The following is a 14,953-nucleotide window of genomic DNA, read 5'->3' as shown; positions in this document are numbered from 1 at the left end:
TCGGTCTGGGCAGGGCCCCGGTGGCGTCGGCTCGACCGCACTGGGCCGGCCTGTTTGCTTCGGGCGGCCTTGCCGGTGCGGCGGGTCCGGTCGGCAGCACGGCGACGTCTCGGCGGCGGGCCGCTGAGACGGCCATGCCGGGTGCGCCGACCGCGTCAGCGCGACCATGCTGCACTCGCTCGCTGCGCCGATCCGGCCTATTCGCTGCGCTCCAGCAACGTCCGCACCGCCGGCCCCGTCAGCCGGGCCACGTCTTCCGGCGAGGCGCTCGCCAGGGGGTCCTTGCGGGTGACCGCGCGGACGAGGCCGATGCCGAGCAGCCAGGCCAGCGCGAGGTCGGCGCGGAGGGCGGCGTCGGGCTCGTCGGTGAGGGAGGCCAGCGCGCGGGCGTATTCCTCGCCGAGCTGGTCGCGCAGGGCGGCACCGGCGCCGTCGGTGCCGGTGGAGCGCAGGTAGGTCTCCAGGGAGCGGTCGCGGCGTTCGGAGTCGTCCTTGAGGAGGCTGCGCAGGGTCTCGGCGAAGAGGTGCTCGGGCGGGGTCGCCTCCAGCTGGGCGAAGCCGCCGCGGGCCATGACGGACTCGAAGAGGGCTTCTTTGCTGCCGAAGTAGCGGAACAGCAGCGCCTGGTTCGCGCCCGCGCGGCCGGCGATGTCGCGCACGGTGGTGCGGTCGAAGCCGCGCTCGGCGAAGAGTTGTTCGGCGGCGTCGAGCAGCGCCGCTTTCGTCGCCGCGGCGTCTCGCTTCCGGGCGTGCGATTCTGCGGTCATGGCGCCTCCCGTTCGCGCAAGAGGTTAACCGCAGTGCACGCGGTGAGGACGCATCGGCGCTGCGTCACGCGGGCAGGCCGGGTCGATCGTGCACTCGTTCGGGTGGGTTTGTGCGCGATGACACATCAGGGTTGGTGAACCGACGGCCCCCGCGCGGCCGTGATGGGATGAGATCAAGTTCAGGGGCACGAGGAGACACCGCATGAGCAATCCACTGATTGCGCCGACCGTGGATTCGACCAAGGCGTATTCGGGGATTTCCCTGCTGGAGACCGCGAACGACCTCTCAACGGCCATCGAGTCGGGCGACTGGGCGTCGGTCGCGATGGGGGCGGTGGGGACCGCGCTCGACGCGTTGTCCGTGGCGATGGACCCCTTCGGTGCGATCCTGGCCGCGGGTGTGTCGTGGCTCATGGAGCACGTCGGCCCGCTCAAGGACGCGCTCAACGGCCTCACCGGCAACGCCGACCAGATCAAGGCGCAGTCCGAGACCTGGGCGAACGTCGCGAAAGAGCTCGGCAGCGTCGCCTCGGACCTGACCGACGCCGTGAACGCCGACCTGCAGTCGTGGTCGGGCTCCGCGTCGGACGCCTACCGGCAGCGCGCGCAGGACCTCGGCACGCTGCTGCAGTCGGCGCAGAAGGGCACGGAGGGCGCGTCGTCCGGGGTCAAGACCGCGGGTGAAGTGGTCGCCGCCGTCCGGACGCTTGTTCGCGACATCATCTCCGAGCTCATCGGGCACCTGATCAGTTGGGCGTTGCAGGTGGTGTTCACGCTCGGCATCGGCCTGGCGTGGGTGGTCCCGCAGGTCGCCAGTGCCGTCGCGAAGACGGCTTCGCAGATCACGGGCCTCGTGACGAAGCTGGTCAAAGCGCTCAAGGCGCTGGTCCCGCTGCTGAAGAAGGCCGGCACGCTGTTCGAGGACGCGGGCAAGGCGCTGAAAGGCCTCAAGGGCGGCAAGGTCGCCCCGCCGTCGAAGACGAAGGACCTCAGCGGCACCCCGCAGGCCCCGCCGGTGAAAACCGCCGGTGACGGCGGTGGCGCGCCGAAGGGCGGCGGCTACGAGGGCACGCCGAAGGACTACACCCCACCCCCGGGCAAGTCGGGCGCGGACGACTCGACCAAGGCGTCCGGCTACGAAGGCTCACCGAAGGACTACACGCCGCCGCCCGCCGCGAAGTCGGCCGACGACACGCCCAGCGGCTCGGGCTACACCGGCTCGGGATCCGACTTCACGCCCCCGCCGGCGGAGTCGGGCGGCGGAGGCGGCGGCACGCCCAAGTCGGGCGGCGGAGGCGGCACCCCCAAGTCGACCGACACCACCCACACCTCCGGCACCGGCGGCGGCACCCCGAAATCCCCGCCATCCCGCAGCCCCGACCCCATCGACTCCCCGGTGCACGGCCTCGGCGACACCACCAGCTCGTTCTTCAACAAGGTCGGCGGCGCCTTCGTCCCCGGCAACAAGGTGAAGGCTTCGGCCGGCCCGGGTGGCACGACCAGACCGTCGATCAACGCCGACACCCTCGGCGCGGGCAATTTCGCGAGCAAGTACTACCCGAACCTCAACAAGCTGAACCCGACCAAGAACGGGCAGAACTGCACGCTGGCCATCACGTCCGTCGACGACATGCTGGGCGGCAAGATCAAGCCCGCCGCCACGCTGCCCCCGGGCGGGGAGATCGGCACCTCCGTCGGGGCGAACCACCCGCTGCGGCAGAAGAACCCGAACGCCGACCGCCCGGAAGACCTGGACAACTGGGACCAGGTCATCGACAGGGCGAGCCAGCACCCGAACAGCAAGGGCTACGTCGTCGTGACCCGCGACGACATGAGCTCCCACGTGATGAACGTGGTGAACACGGACAAGGGTGTCGTCTTCCTCGACGGGCAGTCGGGGAAACTCGGCAGGCTGGACGCGGACCCGCGCAACGTGCAGTACTTCCGGTACGACCCGCCGACGCACGGCGCGCAGGGCCCACCGCCCGGCTGGACACCTCCGGCGGCTCCCGCGCCGCACCCCGTACCGCCCGCGGCAGCTCCGGCGGGCACTGGCATCGACCCGGTCTACCAGGACTGGCTCAAGGCAGACCAGCACTTCAACGGCTGATTCGGACAGGCGGAAGACATGCAGAAACAAGACGCCGTGGCGATCGCGACGCGGTTCATCGCCGACCAGGTCGGCCCCGAACTCATCCACCCCGAAGTCGGGCGGCTCGTCGTGCGAGAGGAGTTCGTGTCGGAGCACGGACTGGCGTGGATCGTGCCGTTCAACAGCGCGGCTTTCCTCGAGGACGGGGATTTCGACAAGGCGTGCATCCCGAGCGTGATCGCCGTGCCTCGCAACGGGTTGCCGGCGTTCCTCCCGCCTACTTCGTTGCCGGTGCGGGAGTTCCTGGACGAGGTCGTCGCCGGCGGCGGCGACCTGGGGGAGTGGACCAGGACCGCGCCCGAGGCGCCGACCATCCCGCCGGGCGTGCACGAGCAGGTGCTGCACGGGCACCTCGACCCCGAGACGGGGAACTTCACCGGCGGCCACACGCGGGGGGACGGCCCGCGGTAACTCGCCGGGCACCGGGGCCGGGTTCGAACGCGCCCATCGGTGGTCACGGAAAGTAACGTTGATCAGCCGCTGTGCAGCGGCTGACAAGCCGGGGCCGACTCGGTACCGTGGTTGTAAGCGCGTGCTTACAAACCGGACTTTCCGTCAGATTGGGAGTTCTCCACATGACCACCACGCAGTCGGAGCCGCTTGCGTACCCGTTCAACGAAGAGGCGGGGCTCGCGCTCAACGCGGCGTATGCCGCCGCCCGCGACGCGGAGGGCATGATCCGCGTGCAGATGCCGCACGGTGAGCAGGCCTGGCTCGCCACGCGGTTCGCCGACGCCCGGCTTGTGCTGGGCGACCGGCGGTTCTCGCGCGCGATGTCCGTGGAGAAGGACGAGCCGCGGATGACCGCGCACCGGCGGACCAACGGGATCCTCGCCATGGACCCGCCCGACCACACGCGGCTGCGCACGCTGGTGGCGAAGGCGTTCACCGTCCGGCGCGTGGAGCTGCTGCGGCCGCGCGTCGAGGAGCTGGCGACCGGCCTGATCGAGGACATGAAGGCGGCCGGGCAGCCGGCCGACTTGGTCGACGCGTACGCGCTGCCGATCCCGGTCGCGGTGATCTGCGAGCTGCTCGGCGTGCCGGCCGAGGACCGCCCGAAGTTCCGCGTGTGGAGCGACGCGGCGCTGACCACGAGCGGCCTGACCGCCGAGGAGGCCGAGCGCAACCGCGCGGAGCTGCGCGCGTACATGTCGGGCCTGATCGCCCAGCACCGCGAGCAGCCGCAGGACGACCTGATGATGGCGCTGATCGAGGCGCGCGACGTGCGCGACCGGCTCACGGAGCTGGAGCTCGTCGACCTGTGCGTCGGGATCTTGATCGCCGGCCACGAGACCACGGCGAGCCAGATCCCGAACTTCGTCTACGCGCTGCTCGACCAGCCGGAGCAGTGGAAGAAGCTCGTCGAGGACCCGTCGCTGATCAACGCCGCCGTCGAGGAGCTGTTGCGCTTCGTCCCCCTGGGCGCCGGCGCCGGCTTCGCGCGCTACGCCACCGAAGACGTGCAGGTCGGCGACGTGCTCGTCCGCGAGGGCGAACCGGTGCTCGTCGCGATCGGCGCGGCCAACCGCGACCGCCTCCAGTTCGGCGACGCGGACACCCTCGTGTTCGACCGCGAGGACACCCACCACCTCGGCTTCGGCCACGGCGTGCACCACTGCCTCGGCGCGCCGCTCGCCCGCCTGGAGCTGCAGGAGGCGTTGAAGGCTCTCACGCGCGAAATGCCGAATCTCCACCTCGCCGGCGATATCGTGTGGAAGACCCAGATGCTGGTCCGCGGACCACGCTCCATGCCGATCGGGTGGTGACGATGACCTGGAAAGTGGAAGTCGACGAACACACATGCATCGGCTCCGGCATGTGCGCCTCGCTGATGCCGGAGCTCTTCGCCCTGGACGGCCCGGTCGCCCACACGTTGGCGGACACCGTCCCGCCGGACGAGACCGCTCTCGACGCCGCGGACTCCTGCCCGGCGATGGCCATCACGATCACGGATGGCGCGGAGGTTGTGGGACCACGGCCTTGAGGTGGTGAAACAGGGCCCTTCCGTTGACAGCGGAGGGGCCCTTTTCGTTTATTTCACCGGCAGGTACGCGGCGACGTCGGCAAGCGCCTTCAAGGTCTCACGCGGCACGTGCCCAGCGGCTTGATCGGCTTCGGCGACGACCAGGCCGGTGCCGTCGGGACGGTCGGAGTAGTTGAGGCCCGTCATGCGAACACCGGCCAGCCCGAGCGTCACGGCGGCCTCCAACGGGCGGACGTCCCCACTGCCCTGCACAGTCTCGACCTGACGGAATTTGCCTGCCTGAGCCTTGGTCTTGAACCCGACACGCACCACCGAGACGACAGCCGCGTTGCCATGACCGTCTCCGACGGCCAGGAGCATCCGGTCCAGCGATGTGCACCGGGTCTTGGCCAGGAACTCTCGGACCCGGCCCGACGCGGCGACCAAGCAGTCGGCCTCACGTTCGAGCTTGCGTTCGACCTTGCGCTTGAGCTCCTTGAACTTCAGCCGGCTCCACGCGTTCTTGGCATCGCCCTTGCGGGCGCTTTCCTGCCCGGACTTGGTTCGGGCCTTCAGCGAGCGTCCCGGCAGCGAGTCCACGACGTCGCCTGCGGTGTTCCCGGCCAGCGACTCGGCTGCCGCATCCAGGGCGGCTCCGCCCGCGGCACCTCCGAGCGCTCCGGCGCCCGCCGCACCACCGAACAACATCAGGCCGGCGACCGCGACGGCGACACCCTTGCCGCTGCCGTTGATGTAGATGTGCTGGTTGTTCTTCGTGATCCAGCGTCCCACTCGAGTTCCCCTCGCTCGCTAGCCGGGCTGCGCCCGCGGAGGGCGCCCTGAGCTCACACGCCCGAGAAGCCTGAAGGGTTGTCCTGCCTGACGTCACGCGATCGGGTGAGGCGGGCGTCGCGATCTCTTACCCCCACCCGAAATCGTGTTAACGCGCCCCACCGGGAACCGTAACTCTGCGCGGTGCATGTAACACGGCGGTGTTCCGGATGAAACGGTTCGGACTCCGCCCGGCGGTGCACTGTGCGGCATGAACTTCCAGCTCGACGGCCTGCACCGGCCGGTGATCGTGGTCGGCGGCGGACAGGCGGGGCTCTCGATGTCCCAGTGCTTGACGACCGCCGGGGTCGGGCACGTGGTGCTCGAGCGCGCGAGCGCGGGGCACGAGTGGCGTGAACGCCGCTGGGACAGCTTCTGTCTGGTGACGCCCAACTGGCAGTGCCGGCTTCCCGGTTTCCCCTACCCGGGCGGTGATCCGGACGGGTTCATGGTGCGCGACGACATCGTCGCCTACCTCGAAGACTACAAGAAATCCTTCGACGTGCCGATCGTCGAGGGGGTCGAGGCCACGCGCCTGACGAAGGTGCCCGGTGGCGGGTTCCGCGTGGTCACCACGCAGGGTGAGCTGACGGCTGACCACGTCGTGGTGGCGACCGGCCCGTACCAGGTGCCGCTCAAGCCGCGGCTGGCCGAGCGGTTGCCGGCCACCGCAACGCAGCTGCACAGTTCCGAGTACCGCAACCCGGAGCAGCTGCCCGACGGCGAGGTGCTCGTGGTCGGCACCGGTCAGTCCGGCTGCCAGATCGCCGAGGACCTGCACCTCGCCGGCCGCCGCGTGCACCTCGCGGTCGGGTCGGCGCCGCGGGTGGCGCGGCGCTACCGGGGCCGCGACGTGGTGGCCTGGCTCGACGACATGGGTTACTACGCCAGGGGAATCGACGAGTTCGCCGACGCCGACGCCGTCCGGTTCCGCGCCAACCACTACGTCACCGGACGCGACGGCGGCCACGACATCGACCTGCGCGCGTTCGCCCGTGCGGGCATGCAGCTCTACGGGCGCCTCACCGACGTCCGCGACCACACCCTGACCTTCGCCCCCGATCTCCGGCGCAACCTCGACGCGGCCGACGCCGTGTCCGAAGGCATCAAGGACTCGATCGACGCCTACCTCACCGCCAAGAACATCGAAGCACCACCAGAACCCCGCTACACCCCCGTCTGGCAGCCGGACGACGAGCCGCGAACCCTTGACACGAAAGGGATCTCCGCCGTTGTCTGGAGCACCGGCTTCGGCCGGGACCACCGCTGGATCGACGTTCCCGTGTTCGACGGCAAGGGCTACCCGACGCACCGCCGCGGCGTCACGACCTGCCCGGGTCTGTTCTTCCTCGGCCTGCCGTGGCAGCACACCTGGGGCTCCGGCCGGTTCTGCGGCGTCGGTGCCGACGCGGAATACCTGGCGCGGCGCATCGTCGCGGGCGAGCGCGCGGCAGACGTCCGCTGGATCTCCGGCACGCCTCGCAACACCGCGCCGGCCGACGAGTGGGTCGCCCCGAGGACGGTCGCGTGATGCGCTGGATCGCCGACGCCCACCGCCACCTCGGCGTGCTGCCCGCGTACCCCTTCTACGGCGGCCCGCCGGTCGCCCCGGCCGTCGGTGCGCGCGCGACGATCGACGAGCTGCTGTCCGATTTGGACCGTGAAGGCACCGAACGTGCCCTCGTGATTCCCAACTACGGCGTGCCCGACCCGGAGATCGCGTTCTCCTTCAACGAGCTCTGCGTCGAAGCATCCGAAAAGGACGACCGGATCGCCGCGGCCCTGTGGGTGTCGCCGCGAAAAGAAGACGCCGCGAGAACCGACCAGGCACTCAAGCTCGCCGGCGAACCGGGCGTCCGCGCGCTCAAGCTGAGCTTCCTCCTCGGCGGCCGCGCGAGCGACCCGGCCTGCAAGCCCCAGCTCGACAAGATCTTCGCCACCGCCCGCGAGCACGACCTCGTCGTCCACGTCCACACTTCGCCCGGCGCCGCGTCCGATGTGGACGAATTGGGCAAACTCGTCGACGAGTACGCCGACCACGCGAAGCTGCACCTCGTGCACTTCGGCGGCGGCATGAGCGGGCACATCAAGCTCGCCGGCGGCCGCTTCTTCGACTGGATCGCCGCCGGCAAACAGGTCTACACCGACCTGTCCTGGGCGATCGGCTTCACCCCGCGCTGGCTCGCCGAGGAGATCTCCCGGCGCGGCATCGGGCACGACCGTGTGCTCTTCGCCTCCGACGAGCCGTGGGGCGACCACGAGGGCGAGCTCGCGAAGCTGACCGCGGTGGTCGGCGACGGCGAGCTGGCCGACCACGTTTTCCGGAGCACGTTCGAGGTGCTGTACGGACCGAAGAAAGGGAAATGACCGATGGCCGAGCTGACCGACCTCGAGAAGACCAGCCTCGACGAGATTCCGCACCCCTCTCTGCCGCAGGGTTCGAACCTCTACGGCGCCACCAAGATCTTCCCCGACTACCAGGCGGAGAACGGGGAGACGTACTTCACCCTCGTGCACGGCATCGCGCACGAGTCGTCGGTGAGCTTCGTCGCGATCCTGCAGGCGACCCGCGCGTTGCGCAAGGGTTTCGAGACCGCGATCTACTTCTACGGCCCGGGCTCGCTCAACTGCCTGGCCACGCGCGGATTCCCCACCACCGGCAACGCCGCGTTCCCCGGCGAGCTGAACATCAACGACCAGCTCAAGACGTTCATCGCCGAGGGTGGCAAGGTCTACTGCTGCCGCTTCGGGCTTTCGCTGCACGGCGCCCGCGAGGAAGACCTCATCGAAGGCGTGATCCCGGCGCACCCGCTCGACGTGCAGGACGCGTTGATCCACTACGCGCGCAAGGGCGCGATCATCAACTCCACGTACATGTTCTAGGAGGCGGGCGTGCGCGTTGGCACCACTACCGAAGACACTGTGGACACTCTGTACATCCGCGCCGACATGGCCGTCCGCGGGGTGCGGATGGACGCACCCGTGCAGCGCAGCAAAGGCGCCGGGCCGAGTGACGACGGGCACCTGGTCGTCGACGGTGCCAACGCCACGCTGCCGCTGAACGACGAAAGTCCCTACCAAGTACGGGAAGGCCGCGTGTTCCGCGGCTCGCTGGACCTCGGCCTCTCGGTGGAACCGGTGGCCCGGCCGAAGTTCTACGATCTGTCCACTGAGGATGGAGTGCCCTACCGCAAGATTGCGCTACTGCATGGGAAGGACGTGCTCGCGAGCACCGTCGTGCAGACCTGCATCCGCTACGTCGAAGACCAGCGCTGCCGGTTCTGCACCATCGAAGAGTCGCTGCGCGCCGATTCGACGGTCGCGGCCAAGACCCCGGCGCAGCTCGCCGAGGTCGCGGAAGCGGCAGTGCGGCTCGACGGGATCAAGCAGATGGTGCTGACCACCGGCACCACGGCCGGGCCGGATCGCGGAGCGCGGCACCTCGTGCGCTGCGTCCGCGCGGTGCTCGAAGCCGTGCCCGGGCTGCCGATCCAGGTGCAGATCGAGCCGCCCGGCGACCTCGCCGTGCTGACCGAGCTGCGCGAGGCGGGCGCGACGTCGATCGGCATCCACGTGGAGTCGCTCGACGAGGACGTGCGCCGGCGGTGGATGCCCGGCAAGTCGAGTGTGCCGATGGCGGAGTACGAGACGGCGTGGGACGAGGCCGTGCGTGTGTTCGGCCCCAACCGCGTGTCGACGTACCTGCTGATCGGCCTCGGTGAGGATCCGGATGAGCTCGTCGCGGGCGCCGGCCGGCTGATCGAGCGGGGTGTGTACCCGTTCGTGGTACCGATGCGGCCGATGCTCGGCACGCTTGCCCGACGCGACGGCGCCGTGGCCCCAACGCCTGCGTTGGTGCGTGACGTGACGCTGCGGGTGGCTGAGCTGTTGCGGGCCGAGGGAATGACCGGGGCGGACCAGGGCGCGGGTTGCGCGGCTTGCGGAGCGTGCAGCGTGCTCAGTGCGGCGGGAGGCTGAAGTGGACCACGACATCCTGGCGTTGCTCGGCGATTCCCGCAGCGCCGCTGCCCCACCCGAGTTTCGGATCGAACCGGCCGACCACAGTGGACTGACGGCCTACCGGGCTTTGCGGCACGAGACGTTCGTCGAGCGCCAAGGCTTGTTCGCGAGCCATGACGTCGACGACCGCGACACCGACCCGCGGACGCTCGTGCTCGTGGCGCGCGGCGCCGCCGGCACCGTGCTCGGCGGCGTCCGGCTCGGCCCGGCGCAAGACGGCCCGGATTTCGGCTGGTGGACCGGTGGACGGCTGGTCGTCGCGCCGGGCAGCCCGCACGGTGTCGGACGCGCTCTCGTGCGCGCCGCGTGCGCCCGGGCCGAAACGGAAGGCGCGCTGCGGTTCGAGGCGACCGTGCAGGTGCAGAACGAGCGGATGTTCACGCGTCTGGGCTGGCAGCACGTCCGGCCGGTCACGGTCGCGGATGTCCGCCACGTCCTGATGCGCTGGCCGATCGGCCGAGTGGCCGCGTTGGCGCAGGCCACCAAACGTCCACTGGGGACACTGTTGCCCGGCCTCACCGGCAGCCCGGGCTTCTTCGGCGACGACGGCGTGCCGATTCCGGGCAGCGACCTCGTCGCGGCGTGCGACGCGATCGTGCCGTCGATGGTCGAGCGCGACCCGGAGTGGGCGGGCTGGTGCTCGGTGCTGGTGAACGTGAACGACCTGGCGGCGATGGGTGCGGAACCCGTTGCGCTGCTGGACGCTCTGGGCGCGCGGGACGCGTCGTTCGCGGCGAGAGTCCTTTCCGGACTCCGGAAGGCGAGCACTGCGTACGGGGTGCCGGTGCTCGGCGGGCACACGCAGTTCGGCGTCCCGGCGTCGCTGGCCGTCACCGCGCTGGGCCGCGCTGCCGAGCCGGTGCCCGGTGGCGGCGGGAAACCCGGCCAGGCGGTGTACCTCACCGCCGACCTCGACGGCCGCTGGCGGCCCGGATACACCGGGCGGTTATGGGATTCGACGAGCGCGCGGCGTACGCCAGAGCTGCGTGACCAGCTCGGCGCCGTCGCCCGGGCGCGGCCCGCGGCGGCGAAGGACGTGTCGATGGCGGGCCTCGCCGGCACGCTCGGGATGCTCGCCGAGGCGTCGGGCTGCGGCGCGGTGCTGGACGTCACGAAGGTGCCGCGCCCGGCCGGGACGACGGTGGGCGACTGGTTCACCTGCTTCCCGGGCTTCGCGATGCTCACGGCCGGGGCGCCCGCTCCGGCCCGCGCCGCCGTGACCGCCGAATGCGGCGAGCTCGTGGCGGGATCCGGCGTGCGGCTGCGGTGGCCGGACGGCGAGGTGACCACCGTCGTGGACGGCGGGGTTACAGGGTTGGGGGAGGCAGCATGAGGACTGCTTGCAGGTCCGAATCATCAAACACCATGCTCGCCGACGGTGTGATGCTGCCGCGCCTTGGCGTGTCCGAAGAGGAGGCGGCATGACCGAGGAGAGAGCATGAGCACGGTGCGGATGGCCGCGGTGGCGGCGCCCTTCGACCGCGACGTCGAGGGCGACTTCGCGCGGATCGAGAAGCTGATCGCCGAGGCCAGGGCGGAGGGCGTCGGGCTGCTCGCGCTGCCCGAGGCGGCGCTCGGCGGGTACCTCGCGAACCTCGACGGTGACGCGGAAGGCCCGCCCGCGCTCGACCCGGCGGGCCCGGAGATCCGCCGCCTCGCCGAGCTGGCGGGCGACCTCGTGGTCACGGCCGGGTACTGCGAGCGCGACGGCGACCTGCGCTACAACTCGGCGGTGTGCGTGACCGGCGACGGCGTGCTGGGGCGCCACCGGAAGGTGCACCAGCCGTTGTCGGAGGACGCCAGCTACGGCGCGGGCAGCGGGTTCGCCGCGTTCGACACGCCGGTGGGCCGGCTGGGCATGATGATCTGTTACGACAAGGCGTTTCCGGAATCGGCGCGGGCGCTGGCGCTCGACGGCGCGCAGGTGGTGGTGTGCATGTCGGCGTGGCCGGGCAGCCGGACCAACCCGAGTGCCGACCTCGCCGAGGACCGGTGGAAGCGCCGGTTCGACCTGTTCGACCGGGCCCGTGCGTTGGAGAACCAGATCGTGTGGGTTTCGGCCAACCAGTCGGGCACCTTCGGCGACCTGCGGTTCGTGGCGAGCGCGAAGATCGTCGACCCGGGTGGTGAGGTGCTGGTCGACACGGGCGTGAGCGAGGGGCTGGCGATCGCCGAGCTGGACGTCGCCGCCGCGTTGGCGGGCGCGCGCCGGGCGATGGCGCACCTGGCCGACCGCCGGCCCGCCGCGTATGCCGTGGGCGGGTGAATGGGCCGGCTCCGGATCGCCGCCGTGGCCGCGCACTTCGGGCGTGACCTCGAGTTCGACCTGCGGCGCATCGCCACGTTGATCGACCACGCGCGCCAGAGCGGCGCCGACCTGCTGGTGCTGCCCGACGCGGCGCTCGGCGGCTACCTCGCCGACCTGCGCCACCCCGACCCGGACGCGCTGCCGCCGGCGCTCGAACCCGATTGCCCCGAGTTGAAAACGGTGCAGGCGCTGGCGGCGGAGATGACCGTGTGCGTGGGTTACTGCGAGGCCGACGGTGCGCGCCGCTACAACGCGGCCGTGTGCGTGACGGGCGACGGTGTGCTCGGCCACCACCGGAAGGTGCACCAGCCGCCGGGGGAGAGCGTCGCGTACGACGCGGGGGATTCCTTCACCGCGTTCGACACCCCCGTCGGGCGCGTCGGGATGCTGATCGACTACGACAAGACGTTCCCGGAGTCGGCGCGCTCGCTCGCGGTGGACGGCGCGGAGATCGTCGCGTGCCTCTCGGCGTGGCCGACGAGCATCACCGACCGGGCACCGCGGATGGCGCAGGACCGCCAGTCGCGGCTGTTCGACCTGTACGACCAGGCGCGCGCCGCGGAGAACCAGGTGGTGCTCGTGTCGTCCAACCAGACCGGCGCGATGGGTGGCATGCGGTTCCTCGGCCAGGCCAAGGTCGTCGGCCCCGGTGGCGAGATCCTCGCGCGCACCTGGTCGAAGGCGGGGCTCGCGGTGGCCGAGGTCGACGTGGCGGGGGAAGTCGCGAACGCCCGCCGCGTGCTGCACCACCTGGGGGAACGCAAACCTTTCGCGTACCGGGAGGGCTGACGTTGCGCATCGCGTTGCTGAGCTATTCGACGAAACCCCGCGGCGGCGTGGTGCACACGCTGGCGTTGGCGGAGGCCCTGGCCGCGCTCGGTGCGGACGTCACGGTGTGGACCCTGGGCCGTGGTGGTGACAGTGGGTTCTTCCGGCCGGTGGATCCGCGGGTGACGACGATGGTGGTGCCGTTTCCCGAGGTGCCGGGTGAGTCGGTGGGTTCGCGGATCGTGCGCTCGATCGCGGTTTTGGGGGCGGCTTTCCCGAGCGGTGAGTACGACATCGTGCACGCGCAGGACTGCATTTCGGCCAACGCCGTGGATCGTTGTGTGCGGACGGTGCACCACCTCGACACGTTCACCACACCGGAGCTGGCCGCGTGTCACGAGCGGGCGATCACGCGGCCGTTCGCGCATGTGTGCGTGTCGGCGTCGGTGGCCGCGGAGGTGCGCGCGGGCTGGGAGATCGAAGCCACGGTGATTCCCAACGGCGTTGATGCTGCGCGGTTTTCTTCGGCTCCGTACGGGGATTGGCGGGCGCGGTTCGGCCGGTATGTGCTCGCGGTCGGCGGGATCGAGCCGCGCAAGGGTTCTTTGGACCTGCTGGAGGCCGTCGCTTTGCTCGACCCCGCGGTGCGCCTGGTGATCGCGGGCGGCGAGACGCTCTTCGACTACCGCGACTACCGCGAACGCTGGGACAAGCGGGCGGCCGCGCTGGGCGTGGATCCGGTGGTGCTGGGGCCGGTTGCGCACGACTCGCTGCCGTCGCTGGTGCGGTCGGCCGCGGTGTTCGCCTTCCCTTCGACGAAGGAGGGCTTCGGTCTGGCGGCGATGGAGGCTTTGGCTGCGGGAGTGCCTTTGGTGGCGCGTGATCTCCCGGTGCTGCGCGAGGTTTTCGGCGGGGTGGCCCGGTTCGCCACCACGCCGCACGGCTTCGCGGCCTCGATCGAGGCGGCGCTGGATTCCGGACCGGAAGACCGCGCGGCGGGCGTGGCCCTGGCTGAGCGCCACACGTGGGCCGCTGCCGCGCGGGCGCATCTGGAGTTGTACCGGTCGCTCGCGGGGTAATTGCTCGCGACGAGCGACCGGATTGTGGTGGCGGGCAAGGGAACCGTCGCGGTCTACGGAGTCGGCTGAGGGAGCCGGACGCCGTTTTCCGTCACCACCGCCGTGATGAGCGCGGCCGGTGTCACGTCGAAGGCCGGGTTGAAGACCTCGGCGCCGTCGGGTGCGATGCGGACGCCGCCGGACTCCGTCAGCTCCGCAGCCCGGCGCTCTTCGATCTCGATGTCCGCGCCCGTGGCGATCGATGCGTCCACAGTGGACTCCGGGGCGACGACCACGAACGGCACCCCGTGGTGGGCGGCGGCGATGGCGAGGCCGTAGGTGCCGATCTTGTTGGCGACGTCGCCGTTGGCGGCGATGCGGTCGGCGCCCACGAGGACGCAGTCGACGAGGCCGCGGGACATCGCGAGGGCGGCGGCGCCGTCGGGCTGGACCCGGTAGGGGACGCCGGCCTGGGCGAGTTCCCACGCGGTGAGGCGGGAGCCCTGCAGGAGGGGGCGGGTCTCGTCGACCAGCACCGACTCGACGAGGCCCCGCTCGTGCAGGTGCCAGACGACGCCGAGCGCCGTGCCCCACGCGACGGTGGCGAGGTGGCCCGCGTTGCAGTGGCTCAGCAGCCGCAGCGGGCGGCGGGTGGTCTCGCGCAGCACGACTTCCGCCGCGTGGCCCGACGCGGTGCGGTTGAGGTGTTCGTCCTCGTCGAGCATGGCCAGGGCCTCGGCGAGCACGGCTTCGGGGCCGTCGTGGAGCTTGCCAAGGGCACGGCTGACGCCCCAGCGGAGGTTGACGGCCGTCGGGCGGGCGGTGGCCAGGCGTTCGGCTTCGGCCCGCACAGCGTCGTCCGAGCCACCCGCGAACGCCGCCAGCGCGACACCGAGCGCACCCGCGGCACCCAGGGCCGGGGCGCCCCGCACGGCGAGCCGCTGGATCGCGTCGACGAGCTCGTCGACCGTCCGCAGCTCCAGCGTCCGGTACGCGCCGGGCAGCGCGACCTGGTCGATGATCACGACGGCGCCGTCGGCCCAGCTCACGGTCCTGCGCATCTGCCCTCCCGAGCCCCGAAAATCG

At 71.0% G+C, this 14,953-nt stretch carries 15 protein-coding genes and 1 pseudogene; 13 read left to right on the top strand and 3 right to left on the bottom strand.

Features of this window, described 5'->3' with window-relative positions; all coding sequences use genetic code 11:
* Positions 1–197: 197 nt before the first annotated feature.
* Positions 198–767 (bottom strand): TetR family transcriptional regulator, encoded by a 570-nt coding sequence (locus tag ABZU76_RS39345; RefSeq protein ID WP_354879573.1) that lies wholly within the window; start codon positions 765–767, stop codon positions 198–200.
* Between the two features lie 202 nt (positions 768–969).
* Here ABZU76_RS39345 and ABZU76_RS39340 point away from each other — a divergent pair.
* From ABZU76_RS39340 to ABZU76_RS39320, 5 genes and pseudogenes are all read left to right on the top strand, one after another.
* A pseudogene (locus ABZU76_RS39340) lies at positions 970–1,971 on the top strand (hypothetical protein); the annotation flags it as partial.
* A 192-nt stretch (positions 1,972–2,163) separates the two neighbouring features.
* Complete coding sequence (locus ABZU76_RS39335) at positions 2,164–2,877, top strand: toxin glutamine deamidase domain-containing protein (protein ID WP_354879606.1); 714 nt, start codon at positions 2,164–2,166, stop codon at positions 2,875–2,877.
* 18 nt (positions 2,878–2,895) lie between these two features.
* Complete coding sequence (locus ABZU76_RS39330; protein WP_354879570.1) at positions 2,896–3,330, top strand: YrhB domain-containing protein; 435 nt, start codon at positions 2,896–2,898, stop codon at positions 3,328–3,330.
* 164 nt (positions 3,331–3,494) lie between these two features.
* On the top strand, positions 3,495–4,685 hold the full coding sequence (locus tag ABZU76_RS39325) for a cytochrome P450 (RefSeq protein WP_354879567.1): 1,191 nt from the start codon (positions 3,495–3,497) through the stop codon (positions 4,683–4,685).
* A gap of 2 nt (positions 4,686–4,687) precedes the next feature.
* Positions 4,688–4,903 carry a ferredoxin gene (locus ABZU76_RS39320; protein WP_220243139.1) on the top strand — a complete coding sequence of 72 codons (216 nt, stop codon included), beginning with the start codon at positions 4,688–4,690 and terminating at the stop codon, positions 4,901–4,903.
* 48 nt (positions 4,904–4,951) lie between these two features.
* On the opposite strand, the gene ABZU76_RS39315 is transcribed toward ABZU76_RS39320, so the two are convergent.
* Positions 4,952–5,674 (bottom strand): hypothetical protein, encoded by a 723-nt coding sequence (locus tag ABZU76_RS39315; protein WP_354879564.1) that lies wholly within the window; start codon positions 5,672–5,674, stop codon positions 4,952–4,954.
* A 250-nt stretch (positions 5,675–5,924) separates the two neighbouring features.
* Between ABZU76_RS39315 and ABZU76_RS39310 the strand changes: the two genes are divergently transcribed.
* The 8 genes from ABZU76_RS39310 (at position 5,925) to ABZU76_RS39275 (ending at position 13,888) form a co-directional block, all read left to right on the top strand.
* A complete protein-coding gene (locus ABZU76_RS39310) occupies positions 5,925–7,244 on the top strand; it encodes an MSMEG_0569 family flavin-dependent oxidoreductase (protein WP_354879561.1) in 1,320 nt (439 codons plus the stop codon).
* Positions 7,244–8,080: an amidohydrolase family protein gene (locus tag ABZU76_RS39305; RefSeq protein WP_354879558.1), complete on the top strand. Its 837-nt coding sequence runs from the start codon at positions 7,244–7,246 to the stop codon at positions 8,078–8,080. Before ABZU76_RS39310 ends, ABZU76_RS39305 begins: the two co-directional genes overlap by 1 nt.
* A 3-nt stretch (positions 8,081–8,083) precedes the next feature.
* Entirely contained in the window at positions 8,084–8,596 is a 513-nt protein-coding gene (locus ABZU76_RS39300) for an MSMEG_0572/Sll0783 family nitrogen starvation response protein (RefSeq protein WP_220243137.1), read from the top strand.
* Between the two features lie 39 nt (positions 8,597–8,635).
* Positions 8,636–9,691 carry an MSMEG_0568 family radical SAM protein gene (locus ABZU76_RS39295; protein ID WP_354879555.1) on the top strand — a complete coding sequence of 352 codons (1,056 nt, stop codon included), beginning with the start codon at positions 8,636–8,638 and terminating at the stop codon, positions 9,689–9,691.
* A gap of 1 nt (position 9,692) precedes the next feature.
* Positions 9,693–11,066, top strand: coding sequence for an MSMEG_0567/sll0787 family protein (locus tag ABZU76_RS39290; protein WP_354879552.1), 1,374 nt, complete (start codon positions 9,693–9,695; stop codon positions 11,064–11,066).
* Between the two features lie 105 nt (positions 11,067–11,171).
* Positions 11,172–11,999, top strand: a complete 828-nt coding sequence (locus ABZU76_RS39285) for a carbon-nitrogen hydrolase family protein (protein ID WP_354879549.1) — start codon at positions 11,172–11,174, stop codon at positions 11,997–11,999.
* Positions 12,000–12,830, top strand: coding sequence for a carbon-nitrogen hydrolase family protein (locus tag ABZU76_RS39280; protein ID WP_354879546.1), 831 nt, complete (start codon positions 12,000–12,002; stop codon positions 12,828–12,830). It begins immediately after the preceding gene.
* 2 nt (positions 12,831–12,832) lie between these two features.
* Positions 12,833–13,888, top strand: a complete 1,056-nt coding sequence (locus ABZU76_RS39275) for an MSMEG_0565 family glycosyltransferase (protein WP_354879543.1) — start codon at positions 12,833–12,835, stop codon at positions 13,886–13,888.
* Positions 13,889–13,941: 53 nt separating this feature from the next.
* On the opposite strand, the gene mtnA is transcribed toward ABZU76_RS39275, so the two are convergent.
* Positions 13,942–14,928, bottom strand: coding sequence for an S-methyl-5-thioribose-1-phosphate isomerase (mtnA, locus tag ABZU76_RS39270; protein ID WP_354879540.1), 987 nt, complete (start codon positions 14,926–14,928; stop codon positions 13,942–13,944).
* Between the last annotated feature and the right edge of the window lie 25 nt (positions 14,929–14,953).

It is taken from the genome of Amycolatopsis sp. NPDC005232 (assembly GCF_040607795.1).
GTDB lineage: Bacteria > Actinomycetota > Actinomycetes > Mycobacteriales > Pseudonocardiaceae > Amycolatopsis.
Note: the sequence above shows the minus strand (reverse complement) of the source record. Positions and strands in the feature narration are given on the sequence as shown.